The organism is Thermostichus sp. OS-CIW-33 (genome assembly GCF_054059615.1).
In genome coordinates, this window is the sequence record NZ_JBSSCH010000007.1 from 112,228 (window position 1) to 124,385 (window position 12,158).

Sequence of the window (12,158 nt, forward strand, 5' to 3'; positions counted from 1 at the left end):
CCCTTTTAAGGGGTATAGTCTGCTTCCTTCTCAACTGTTGTGGATATTCTGCGCAATGCCCCGCTGGGGATTTATCTGGAAGAGCCTCGCACCTGGCTACATTGCCTGGATCCGCGGGTTAAGCTGGCCTGGCTGCTCAGCTTTCTCCTCAGCCCCATTTTGGCCGGCAATGGTTGGCGCTTGGCCGTGGTGGTGGCTCTTCTGCTGCTAACTGTGGCGGCCCGTCTGCCGCGCCGGGTTTGGTCGGGCCAACTCTCCCTGGTGCTGGCCCTGAGCCTGCTCACCTTTGGGATCACCAGCTTGGCGCCGGATGGATTGGGGGTTTTTCCCCAACCGCAACGGCAGGATATGCAGGTGGTGGGCTATGGGCTGACCGGGATCCCCGCTGTTCCCGTTAGCGGTGCAGGGCACTTCGACTTGGCCGTAGAACAGGGATCCCCAGACCGTGCCTGGCGGGCGCAAACCCGTGCTTGGCAAACCCCTTACCGCTACCGCCTGGTTCAGTTTTCCCTATTGGGACGAACCTTTCAGGTCTCCCGCCGTTCTCTATCGGTGGCGCTGCGGCTGGGCACCCTCATTTTTACGTTGCTCTACGCCACCCATTTGTTTTTGTTGACCACGGCCCCCGAAGAAATTGCCGAAGGGATCGGCCAATGGTTGCAGCCTCTCAAGCGTTGGAGCTGGCCGATTGCCGAAGTAATTCTCACCCTCACCTTGGCGCTGCGCTTTCTGCCTTTGGTGATGGAAGAGGTGCAAAACTTGGCGCGGGCGGTGCGAACTCGGGATGTGCGCTGGGGATCCCTGAGTTTCCGGGGCGGGATGCAAACCCTGCTGGCCTTGGTGGAGCGCTTTTTTGAAAACTTGCTCCTGCGTGCCGAACAGACGGCTATGGCAATGCAGGCCCGTGGGCTGACCGGCCCAGACCATCCCCTGCGCTGGCACCGCCTACAACTGCGGCGGCTGGATCGCGGCCTACTGGCTCTACTGCCCCTGTTTTGGCTGCTCAGAACCTTGTCCCCCTAAGGTGACCGGCAACACAGCTTTTTCCTACCCAGGGGGATGGGGCTCGTCGCTGCCCATCGGCAGGAGCAGCCGAGAGACACAACGCCCATCGGAAGAGAGGTAAAAGGAGAGCTGGCCCCCCATCCGCTGCACCACCCGTTGGCACAGGCTGAGTTCCAGACCAGGACTTACCGATAGAGGCGACTTGAGCAGAGGATCTGCGTAGATCACCTGCTCTGGCCCCAACTGAAGGGCGGCCATCAGGTGAGGGTCGAAGCTGCCCTGATCCACCACCAGCAGCTCTGCATAGCCAAAGGGCTCCGCACCGCTGTCGCGAACGCTGGCTTGGCTCCACAGATCCAGCCGCCCCCCTTCCGGGCTGCGCAAAATAGCGGCTGTCAACACCTCCCAGAGCACCATCTCCAGTCGTTCGGGATCCCCCTGGACGGCAATGCTCATGTCCCCATGGGCCCGCGGCCACAGCTTGCGTTTTTGGGTCAGGCCCTCCACCCGGCGCAGGCTTTTGCGCACCAAGGTTGCCAAGGGCACCGACCGCGACTGCGGCTGCACCTGCCAAGTTTCCGACTGCAACAACGGCCCTGTGGAGACAGTCAGATCCCGCAGCCCTCTGCCGATCTCCACCACCTTTTGCCAGCGGGTGGCTTCGTCTCCGGGAATCTCCGGCACCTGACCCAGGCGGCGCAGGCTGTCCAGAAGGGCATTCTGCATGTCCATCAGGCGGCGGTGTTTGTACCAGTTCAACTCCCTGAGCACCTCCTGCTGCTCTTGCAAAGTTTGCATCCAGAGCAAGCGCCGCACCGTCCAGCCGCAGGTCTGGGCGATCAGCATCACAGCCGCCCGCTCGTCGGGATCCCAAACCTTGCCCGCTTCTGCCCCCAAGATCAAAACTCCCAAAGCTCCCGCCTGAGATTCCGTTGGGACAGTGTTGACCAGCAGCCAGGATCCCAGGCCGGCAGCAAAGTGCTCCGCACCGCTGACGCGACTGAGCCAAGTGCGGCTGGCAGGGGGGATCTGGGTGAGCGGCAGAGGTTCTGCCGACTGCAGCGCGTAGGCCAGTAGGGGATCTTGCAGATCGATCTCGGTGGGGCCGGTCTCCGTCCCGGCAGCGGTAGTAAAAGGCCCCTGGAGCTGAGCCCGGCTTTCCCCCGGCTGCCAACTAACCATGAGCGCCAGAGGGATCCCCAGCAATTGGGCCGTCTGTCGAGTGGTAGTGGTGTACAGATCTGACAAGGTGGCCGAGTTTTGCAAGGTTAAACAAGTGGTGATCAGGCCCTTGAGCAACTGCTCTTGTCGTTGCCGGCGTTGTTCTGACCGAATTTGCCGCAGGATCACCCCCACCTGTTGGGCAATCCCCCGCAGCAGTTGCCGCTCTTCCCGGCTCCAGGTCCGTAGCTGGGGATGCAACACCAAGAGCAGCCCTTCCACGGGTGTGGTGGCGGTACCGCCGACCCCGGTGTGGGTCAGCATCAAGGAACGAACCCCTGCCAGTTCCTGCCGCCAAGAGAGCAGGCGCAGATCTTGGTCGTAGTTTTCTGCCACGACCACCTCGCTGCGCATGAGATCCTGCCAGTCCTGGTCGCTCAGAGGGCTGAGCTGCTGTGGCAAAGTCTGCTTGCCTTCCCTGCGGTACTCGTAGAAGAGGCGGGGGATGGGGCTGTCGGGATCCACCGTCAACACGGCCACTGCACCGACTTTCAGGCGCTGGGCCAGGCCGACAACGGCTTGCTGGAGAGCCTGTTGCAGCTCCGCCGGGTTGTAAAGCGAGCGGCCCACCTGTTGCACAAACTCTTGGTCATCGGCCAACTGGCGAATGCGGCGATCCAGATTTTCTAGGGGGGCAGCCAAGGCCAACCCATTGGCGGCAGCAGCTACCAACTGTCGCTCAGCGGCTTGCCAGGTACGGGGCACATCCGATTGCACCCAGATGAACCCCAGCAGATCCTTTTCCAGCAAAATCGGGGCCGCCAAAACGGCCTGGGCCCGCAACTGCTGCATCAGCTTGGGGGGAACCTCAGAGCGAGTCGTCCCTGTGCCGCCCACCACCACCTGGCCATCGGCGAGGGTGTAGTACATGTCCCCCAATTCCCGCAGCGAAAGGCTGACCTCTCCTGTCGGCCCTGCTCCGACTTTCTCCGCCCCGCTGTCGCGAACAGCTTTGGGGACGCTCCCGTGGGGAACGAACTGACCCTGGCTACGCTCGTGCCAATACACCTGAATGTGGACAGCGCCCAGAAAAGACTGTAACTCCTGCCTCACCAGGCTGACCCGTTCCTGCAGGGATCCCACCTGGCGCATCGCCGTTCCCAACCTCAGGAGCGGATCCTCAAGGCGCTTTTCGGTCTGCTGTTGCCAAGCGTTTTCCAACTCTTGCAGAGAAGCTGCCAACTGCCCCAGCAAAATTCCCAAGAGAGCCTTTTCGTCCTCATGGGTGGTAACCCCCCACATTTGGGATCCCAGCATCAGGATCCCCAAGCAGCGCCGCCGTCCTACTGCCGTTCGCGACAGCGGGCCGTAGGCCGAGAAGGGATAAATGAAACAGCCCTGGATCCCGCCCAGTCGCCTGGCCTCCCGCTGCCAAATGCCCATGCGCGGTTCCTGAGAGAGGTCAGGCAGGCTGATCGGTCGCTGCTCGATCACCACCTGCTCCAGGATCTCCCCCGGCTGTAGAGGATGCACCGCCCGCAGTAGGGTTTGATCCTCAAGAAGGGTCACTCCCCCCTGACCCACCAACTGGTGATTTGGATAGTTGTAAAAGGCCAGCCAGATCAGCGGCGCCCCAAACGCCGCCTTGACATACTCCAGCGTGAGCTGAACGAGGGTGTTGGCATCGCTCTGCTCCCGCATCTGCTGCAAGGTTGCTTGCAGGGCCACCAGGGGAGATATTGGCCCAGCTCTATCGGAATGAGGGGGAACAGACTGAACCATACCTGTGTGGAGCTATTCTGCGGGTTCCTCTGCAAGTCAATGCCCTCTCAGCCAGATCTCCGTCGGATCTGAGCCTTATTTGTTGCTGGGCAACGCTGAGCAACAGGTGAGAAGAAGAGAGCCCGGACTTGTTGCTGTTTGGAACAACTTTGGCATACTCTCCGCCCCAAGGGGCAGGGATTCTCGACGTCGGGCGTTCGCCCCATCCTCGACGCAGTGAAAGATTTGGTTTTCATCTCTCACCCAGCCCCAGTGTAGTCTGTCTGCAGCCGTCCTTCATGGCTTCCTAACTTCCCTGGGGTTGGTCGCGGAACGCTTGGAGAGTGTCTCAATCTAGTTTGGAATGACTGTAATTTCAGGAGGGCTTCACCACTGGGATCCCTCGCAGCTTGTGAGTATGGGTCACCAAGCTCTGGACAAAGTGTTGAAAGCGCTGTTTTAGCTTCTCGTCTTTGAGATTGCCTTGCTCGTCAAAAGCGCTCCAAGCCCGACCGATGGCGATTTGCTCTGGGATCACCCAGCCATGCACCCAACGCACAATCAAGCGCATCTGGTTCAGGGTATTGCTGTTGCTCTCGCCGCCCAAAACGCTGATTAACCCAAAGACCTTACCCTCCAGTTGCTCAAAACTCAACAGATCCAGTGCATTTTTCAGGCTGCCGCTGATGCCGCCGTGGTACTCCGGGCTGGCTAGGATGATCCCATCCGCCCGCTTCATGGTTGCTTGTAAGACCGCCACATCGGGATAATCTGCATAGGATTCCGAGCCATCCACAAAGGGCAACTTCATCTGCCGCAGATCGAGGATGTGCAACGGGATCCCCAACTTCTCAAACTCGCGCCGCGCCACCTCCAGCGCCTGGTACGTCAGGGAATTGGGCCGCAAGCTGCCCCCGATTGCCACGAAACGAGCCGCAGAGGTTTCAGCCATGGTGGTTTGAGGATTGCCAGTGAGGGCTTGTAGAGGAGACATGGGCCGGACTCCCGAGCAGACATCAGTTACGTTGCAAACAATCATAACTCATACCAACTTCGAGTTGTAAAGATTTCTTTAACTTTTCTGCTCCCCAACCCTAATGCATTCGCCGAAGCGTTGCATAAGCGATAACAGCCGGATTCCTATCCAAAACTGGGGATCTGGATACCCTTTAGCAAAGGGATCCGGGGCCAACGGATCACCTGCAGCAGGTTGGAAAAGTCATCCCGCCAGACGGGATCCCCGGCCTGGGGCAAAAGGGGCTGCCAGGGATCCAGTTCCTGCAGGACTCCAGAGTTTTGGGCCAAAGGGCTCCGCCCTGCTGAGGCGGTCGTCGAAGCGTCGCGCGGCGATAACAGCACCCAGTGGGAAGGGGCCAGCCCCGCCTGGCGTTGCTCAGGGGAGAGATCCCGATGGTCTTGGTGCCAAGCGTGAAGCTGCAGGGATCCGGCCAGGCCGGCCAACACCGGGGCCAAGTCGAGGTGGCGGTTGGTGATGTTGAACAGCAGCCAGCCCTGGGGCTTGAGCTTGCTGAGGTAGAGGGCCAAAGCCTCTTGCGTGAGCAAATGCACCGGCACCGCGTCAGAGCTGAAGGCATCCATCACCATCAGGTCGTAGCTGCCCTCTGGGATCCCCTTGAGGCTGAGCCGGGCATCACCGAGGATGACCTGCACCCGCGCCCGCGTCTGGGCCCACCGGAGATAGGAAAAATAGCGCCCCGCCCAATCGGCCACGGTGGGATCCAACTCGAAAAACGTCCACTCATCCCCTGGCTCGGCATAGGCGGCCAACGTGCCGATCCCCAGCCCCAACACCGCAATGGCGGGCGTGGGATCCACAGTCTGGGCTCTGAACGCCGCAAACACCTGCCCAACGGGCCCAGGCCGAGCGAAATAGGTCAGCGGCTCCAGCGCTTTTTCCGGATCCAAGTTTTGGCTGCCGTGTAGAGTGGTGCCGTGCAGAAGACTGCGGAAGGATCCCTGCTCAGTTTGGTATTCCACGATCCGGTTGAGGCCGAAGGCGCTGCGCTCGCTGTGGATCACCTGCAGTCCCGGCTGCAGCCAGGGTTGCCCCAGCAGCACAACCAACCCCGCCATTGCTCCCACCCAACCGACCTTGGCCTGCCAGCCAGGGGCTCCGCTCTGCTGCTGTGAACGGCTCTCCCCTGACACCAACAGCGCCAGCACCGCCCAGCCCAACGCCAAACCCACCCCAGCGCCCACCTGCAGCAACGCCTGCGGTCGAAAGTGCAACAGCAGCAAAGGCAGGAGCAGCCCCAGCCCCAGCCACAGGCCCACCCGCCCCCCCTGCGCCCCCAGCACGGCCAGCGACATCCCCAGCAACAGGGGATATTCCAGCACTGTCTCAAACACCTGCGGTGCCAAGAGGGCAGAGAACATTCCCCCTAAGCTCCCCCCCAAAGCCAGCCACAGGTAAAACTGCGTCAACTGCTCCACCGGCGGGCGACGGCAAGCCAACCGGCTGTGGCAGCCCCAGCTCACCAGCCCAAAGGTGGTCAGATGCAGCGGCAAAAGCAAAAAACCCGGCCTCACCCAGCCCAAGACCTGTGTCCCCACCGCCCCGCAGGCCAGAAGAGCTGTCGTTCCCAAAACCCCCTTATTTGGGTGGATCCCCCCGAAAGCCAGCATGAATGTCAGCAGATAGATCCCCAGGGGGATGGCCCACAACAGGGGCACCGCCGCCACGTCGGTGGTCAACAAAGTGGTGACCGCCACCAACAGGCCCGCCGGCAAAAAAGCCAGCCCCGCCCAGCGCCAACGCTCTCGCCAGGAAACAGTCAAATCCCCCGGAGCAGCGCCGGATCCCTGGGAATCCGCCCCACGTTCTTGTTGCTCCGCAACGCTGTTGCGACTGAGCAGCAGACCCACCCCGCTTAGCAGCACCAGGGCTGCCACCAGCGCGTAGGATCCCGTCCACAGGAGAGTTTGCCAAGCCAAAGACAGACGAGGCTCCAACAACAGCGGGTACCCCAGCAGCCCGCCCAAGCTGCCGGCATTGCTGGCCACATAGAGAAAATAGGGATCCAAAGCCTCCCGTTGCCCCGCGACCCCTCTTGCCGCCAACCCCCGTTGCAGCAACGGCGTCGTCGCCGACAGGAGAAACAGCGGCACCCCAGCTCCCAAAGTCAAGTCTGCCAACAGAGCGAGAGGGGGCCACCATCCTTCCGGTTGGCCGGGGATCCCCAGCTGAAAGGGCAGAAGCCTCAGCCCGACCAGCAGCAAGATCCCGTGGATTAGCACCCCCATCCTGGGATTGAGCCCGCGCCCCAGCCGGTCTGCCCACAGGTAGCCCAGCAGCAGGGTGGCCTGAAAAAAGGCCAGGCAGGTATTCCACACCAGGGGGGATCCCCCCCACAGCGGCAACAGCAACTTGCCCACCAACAACTGTCCCCAGAAGAGGCAAAAAGCGCTACCAAACAAGCTGAGGCCAACTAGCCAAACCAAAGCCGACCCACCGCAAAACCCTCAACTGCCAGTATTCCCCACTTTCTCCCGGAAGCTTGAGATGGGATGTTGTAGCCGCTTGGTGGTGCCCCTTGGGATCACCCAACTCAGAGGAAGGCCGATCCTTGTTCCTCGATTCAAGTGCGCCAACGGGTGGAAGGGGGCCACCCTCCGCCAGTACTCTCAGTTGCCCCGATCACAAGGACTTTGTCCCGCTGTCGCGAACGGTTAGGATCGCAACGCTGACTCAAACCTACACTGCACCCCCATGTTGCCATGCAGCGCCAACGCGAACACAGAGCATCGCTGGCTCTGGCGTGACCAGCCCATTCGCTACCAACAGTCGGGATCCACAGGCCCAGCCGTGTTGCTCATCCATGGCTTTGGGGCCAGCAGCGACCATTGGCGGAAAAATTTGCCGGAGCTGGGGCAGCACTGTCAGGTGTATGCGATTGATTTGTTGGGGTTTGGGGGATCCGCCAAGCCTCTGCCGGGATCCCCTTTGCCCTACACCTTCGAGACCTGGGGATCCCTGGTGGCCGATTTTGTGCGGGAGGTGATGGGCCAGCCGGCCTACCTGGTGGGCAACTCGATTGGGGGCATCGTGGCTTTGCAGGCGGCGGTTCTGGATCCGGCCCAGGTTTTAGGGGTAGCGATGTTGGATCCCTCGCTGCGGCTATTGCACGAGCGGAAACGGGGCCAGGTCTCCTGGCTGCGCCGCCAGTTTACCCCTTTGCTGCAATCCCTGCTGGGGTGGCCCCCCTTTGGTCGTTTCTTCTTTGCTCAGGTGGCCCAGGCTAGGGCCATTCGCAATATCCTCCTCCAAGCCTACGGGCGCAAAGAAGCGGTTACCGAGGAGCTGATCCAGCTTTTGCTCAAACCCGCTTTGGAGCCGGGGGCGGCAGAGGTCTTTTTGGCCTTTGTGCGCTATTCTCAGGGGCCTTTGGCTGAAGATCTCTTGCCTCAGCTCACCTGTCCCGTCTTGATCTTGTGGGGGGAAGCGGATCCCTGGGAACCCATTGCTCTGGGGCGGGCCCTGGCAGAGTTTCCTTGCGTGGTGGGGTTCATCCCGTTGCCAGGGGTTGGCCATTGCCCCCAGGATGAAGCCCCCGAGCTGGTCAACCCGCTGCTGTTGGACTGGATCCGGGATCCCACCCGAAAACCTGAGAAAGGACTCCATTCTCTCCCCCCAGAAGAGGGGAGCTAGGAAGCGGCGCAGCAAGAGCTTCCCTGGGCTCAAGGATGGCGCGGGCTGCCCTTGGAATTCTCATAATCTACGCCCGACCAAGGTGCTCCAGTTGATCCAGGTTGGGGCCGCTCAGCCGGAATGCCTGGCCAAACCCCTGGATGAAGCTACCAGTTTTGGGGACGATCTGACAGAAGTGAAAATCCGCCAAACTTAGGATCATCTCGGCAATCTCGTACTTGGCGCGGTAGAGGGCTTCAAACCCCTGCGCCTGCGCCTCCTCGCGGCTGAGAAACTGGGCTTCTCCGCTCACCATCACCCGCGGCAGGGCGTGGTTACTGCGGGGATCCCCTGGGGTGGGCGGCTCGTGGATGAGTAGCGCGGCCCGGGGATCTGCCCGCAAAGCCTGGGTGTGGCCAGAAAGATCGCTGATGACAATGGCAAAGCGCAAGGGATCCCGCTGCACCACAAAAGGCACCAACGACACCGCCGGGGATCCCTGCTCCAGCACCGCCAAGCTGGCCACCGGCTGGCCATCCAGCAGCGTATTTAACCGCTCCAGCGCCGACATAGTTGTCCTCCAGTCCCCTTGCTATTATCAGCTCCCCTGTACTGAGACAAGAGCCACAACCCTGCTTACAGGCTGTTCCTGGCCTGGTTGAACTCTGCCCGGCAGCTCGGAACATTGGGCGTCAACAACGTTGTAAATAAAACTTTACAATCCCATGCAAAGCGAGCTACGCTGGTGAAGAAAGCACAAGGAGAACCCTATGACCCGATATCGCTCCGTCGTCGTCGAAGAAGGCGGTCGGCTGAACAACTACGCCATTGAGCCAGAAATGTATGTGGATAGCACCCCCCGCGTGGGCTTCACCGACTATGCAGAGCGCTTGAACGGGCGCTTGGCAATGATCGGCTTTGTTGCCCTGATCCTGTTTGAAGCTCTGTCTGGTACCACCCTGATTGGCTGGCTGCAGTCCCTGGGCCGATAAGCCAAAGAACGCTTCCTAGGAAGAGGGCTGTCTCTAATCGCCGATTGACTGTTCGCGATAGTGGGACCGAGTCCTCACTTTGCTGCACAGTTCTCTACAACCTGATGTGCAAGCGCTAGGCAGTTGTGCGAGTGTGCAGAGAGCGGGTGGTTAGGTTTATGTTTCTAGACCCCAGCTACCGTTTGAAATGTACCCCAAGCTCTGGGGGAACTAACGCCTGTGGAGACTCCTCTGGCGGGGTGGTAGGTCTAAAACCTACCGCTAGTCAAGGGTTGCTGAAGCAGGAAGAAAGCAACAGCGCTGAGCAAAAATCTGTTCTGTTCAGTGCTGTGTAGGTCTTTCAGAGCGGCATCTCCCAGTGCAGCTCGACATGGGTATGGCCTTCTGGGGTGCGGGTGCGATGCCAGGATCCCTTGGGTAGATAGCGGGCGATGGTGTTCATGGCCTTGCTGCCGTAGCCGCCGCTGAGGCCGGGAGCGTACTCGATACCATCGTTGACCACGGAAAGGCAGCAGTGGCGCTCCGTTTGGGCCAGCGACACCTTGACAAAGGAAGCATTGCCTTTGGGGGGTTGTACATGGGCGATGACATTGCCGATGGCCTCCCGCAAAAAGCGCAAGATGTCTTCTCGCTGATCAAACCACTCACCGGTGTTGGGCTCCTGCAGCGGTTGCAGTTGCCGCTCTACAGATAGCGTTAGGCTGCCCGATTGGATCAGTTCATCCAGATAGATCTCGATGCCTCGATGCAGCCCTTCTCGTAAGCTGGGGGAGATGCGCAGCTTGGCAGCTAGAGTGCGCACATCGTTGAGCTGATTCCGGATCCCGCGTCCGATCCTCTCCAGTTGCTCGAGCAGGTGATCGTAGACGGCGGGGTCGGGCGACCTGCCTTGCTGCTGCTGCCATTGCAAGCTCTCCAAGTCGTCCATCACCACCTTCAACTCCTGCAGCTCCCGATCGTGAATGTCGGTGGCTACTCGGTAGAGCAACTTGCGGGCTTGGTCGATAGCTGCCTCCTGTTCGGCTCGGCGCAGGCGCTCCAGTTCCTGTTGCTGGGCCAAGAGCCGTTCTTGATTCTCCACAATGACCAAAGTGAGCAGCAGGCTCACCCCCGTTAGCCCACTGGCCAGGGCCGGCAAGACGAGAGGCCAAACCCAACGCCCCAGTAGAAACTGGGCCACAGCCCACCCTTCGTAAACGGCAAGCCCCACCACAGGCCGCAGGAGAAACTGCTGTTGCTTCCAGCCCCAAGGGCTCAAAAGTGCTCCGCACCGCTGACGCGAACGTAGGGGGGGACGATAAAGCACCAAAAGCAGTCCCGTTCCCACTCCCAGCAGCAAAACCACCGCAGCCGCCACCCCCTCTGGCACAGATTGGTAGACCTCTCCGGTGAGCAGGCTGGAGAGGATTTGCGCCTGCAGCTCCACCGCCGCAATCTGGGATCCATCCGCAGTCCGCACTGGGAAGGTTTCGGGGTAGCCGCCCACAAAACCCACCAGGACAATTTTGTCCCGCAATTGGTCGGCAACTTCGGGATCGAGGGGAGGGATCCCTTCTTGGCCGCGGCAGGCTTGGCTGGGGTTGATCATCGGGGCAACAGACCCGGATCCTGCCTGGAGAACAGCTGGAGGGCAAACCCGTTCGATGGGGATGATAGGGATCCCGTGCTGGGATCCGAGGGGGTTGAATTGGATCGGCTGCAACCCCCGCTCGCGAAACCAGCGGCTGGCCCGCTCCGGGTCGTATTTGGCAAAAGCCAGAGCCTCGACCGAGGCGAACATCTGCTCCTCTTGGCTGTCGCGGCGCAGGTAGAGCCCCCGCAGCTGGGCCTGGCGCAGGATCCCGGCCCTATCCACCCGATATTGCACCACCCCCTGCACATGCTCTGGCGGCACCAGGTACTCCAGCCGCAGAGAAGAGAAGGGCAGAAAATGGTTGTAGATGTTAATCTCGGAGCGGCCAAAGCTCTCGCTGCTGCGGGTGGCCAGGACCAAGCGATCTGGGTAGCGCTGTACCACCTGACGCAGAGGGGCATCTAAGTTCTCGTTGCCCAGGTTTTGAGGTACCACAAAGCTGCTGGGCAGGTTTAGCACCACCACCCTGGCCTCAGCTTCTTCCAGTAGACGCAACGTCAGGCCGGCGTAGTTGGCCCGTTCCAGAAGGAAGTCAACTTGATGTTGGCCAAGGTGCTCTGCACCACTGGTGCGGCCATTGCTTTCCCCCTGTCCGCTGTTCCCGTTAGCGGGAACGTGCTCCGCACCGCTGTCGCGATCGAGTCCTATACGACCATCAATGCCGACGATCACCACCTCGGGAGAAGGCTGCTGAGGGCCACGCCAAGCGTACAGCCACTCCTGGGCGTCGCTCTCCATCCGCACCAACAAAGGATGCTGAGCAGAAAGGTTAAGCAGAGCAGCCCAACCCAAGCCCCAAGCCAACGCCCAGCCCAGCCGCCGCCGGGAGGGGGACAGTCGAGCTGGAGAAGTATAGCCTTGGCCAACGAGAAAGGGAGGGACGGGATCCGGCATATTGCAAAGGGCTTTGCACCGCTGACGCGACCACACGAACGGCAGTGCAGACGCGAGCCAGCTA

At 60.8% G+C, this 12,158-nt stretch carries 8 protein-coding genes; 3 read left to right on the top strand and 5 right to left on the bottom strand.

Annotation, left to right across the window (positions count from 1 at the left end; translation table 11 throughout):
• The first annotated feature begins 39 nt into the window (after positions 1-39).
• On the top strand, positions 40-1,023 hold the full coding sequence (locus ACVWZG_RS07240; protein ID WP_457406113.1) for an energy-coupling factor transporter transmembrane component T family protein: 984 nt from the start codon (positions 40-42) through the stop codon (positions 1,021-1,023).
• A 24-nt stretch (positions 1,024-1,047) separates the two neighbouring features.
• On the opposite strand, the gene ACVWZG_RS07245 is transcribed toward ACVWZG_RS07240, so the two are convergent.
• The 3 genes from ACVWZG_RS07245 to ACVWZG_RS07255 form a co-directional block, all read right to left on the bottom strand.
• On the bottom strand, positions 1,048-3,948 hold the full coding sequence (locus tag ACVWZG_RS07245; RefSeq protein WP_457406111.1) for a GAF domain-containing protein: 2,901 nt from the start codon (positions 3,946-3,948) through the stop codon (positions 1,048-1,050).
• A gap of 355 nt (positions 3,949-4,303) precedes the next feature.
• Positions 4,304-4,879 (bottom strand): NADPH-dependent FMN reductase, encoded by a 576-nt coding sequence (locus ACVWZG_RS07250; RefSeq protein WP_457406220.1) that lies wholly within the window; start codon positions 4,877-4,879, stop codon positions 4,304-4,306.
• Between the two features lie 188 nt (positions 4,880-5,067).
• Positions 5,068-7,389: a spermidine synthase gene (locus tag ACVWZG_RS07255; RefSeq protein ID WP_457406108.1), complete on the bottom strand. Its 2,322-nt coding sequence runs from the start codon at positions 7,387-7,389 to the stop codon at positions 5,068-5,070.
• 268 nt (positions 7,390-7,657) lie between these two features.
• Here ACVWZG_RS07255 and ACVWZG_RS07260 point away from each other — a divergent pair, with 268 nt between their 5' ends.
• On the top strand, positions 7,658-8,596 hold the full coding sequence (locus ACVWZG_RS07260; RefSeq protein ID WP_457395052.1) for an alpha/beta fold hydrolase: 939 nt from the start codon (positions 7,658-7,660) through the stop codon (positions 8,594-8,596).
• Between the two features lie 67 nt (positions 8,597-8,663).
• Here ACVWZG_RS07260 and ACVWZG_RS07265 read toward each other — a convergent pair whose 3' ends face one another.
• Positions 8,664-9,146 carry a pyridoxamine 5'-phosphate oxidase family protein gene (locus tag ACVWZG_RS07265; protein ID WP_414406518.1) on the bottom strand — a complete coding sequence of 161 codons (483 nt, stop codon included), beginning with the start codon at positions 9,144-9,146 and terminating at the stop codon, positions 8,664-8,666.
• A gap of 199 nt (positions 9,147-9,345) precedes the next feature.
• Between ACVWZG_RS07265 and ACVWZG_RS07270 the strand changes: the two genes are divergently transcribed.
• Positions 9,346-9,567, top strand: coding sequence for a high light inducible protein (locus ACVWZG_RS07270; protein WP_011433062.1), 222 nt, complete (start codon positions 9,346-9,348; stop codon positions 9,565-9,567).
• A 340-nt stretch (positions 9,568-9,907) separates the two neighbouring features.
• Here the strand turns inward: ACVWZG_RS07270 and ACVWZG_RS07275 are convergent, their stop codons facing one another.
• Positions 9,908-12,094, bottom strand: coding sequence for a CHASE2 domain-containing protein (locus ACVWZG_RS07275; protein WP_457406106.1), 2,187 nt, complete (start codon positions 12,092-12,094; stop codon positions 9,908-9,910).
• Between the last annotated feature and the right edge of the window lie 64 nt (positions 12,095-12,158).

Bases quoted from the DNA above. Each gene is read 5' to 3' on its own strand.
- ACVWZG_RS07250 (WP_457406220.1), bottom strand. From the start codon at position 4,879: ATGGCTGAAACCTCTGCGGCTCGTTTCGTGGCAATCGGGGGCAGCTTG.
- ACVWZG_RS07265 (WP_414406518.1), bottom strand. From the start codon at position 9,146: ATGTCGGCGCTGGAGCGGTTAAATACGCTGCTGGATGGCCAGCCGGTG.
- ACVWZG_RS07245 (WP_457406111.1), bottom strand. From the start codon at position 3,948: ATGGTTCAGTCTGTTCCCCCTCATTCCGATAGAGCTGGGCCAATATCT.
- ACVWZG_RS07260 (WP_457395052.1), top strand. From the start codon at position 7,658: ATGTTGCCATGCAGCGCCAACGCGAACACAGAGCATCGCTGGCTCTGG.
- ACVWZG_RS07275 (WP_457406106.1), bottom strand. From the start codon at position 12,094: ATGCCGGATCCCGTCCCTCCCTTTCTCGTTGGCCAAGGCTATACTTCT.
- ACVWZG_RS07270 (WP_011433062.1), top strand. From the start codon at position 9,346: ATGACCCGATATCGCTCCGTCGTCGTCGAAGAAGGCGGTCGGCTGAAC.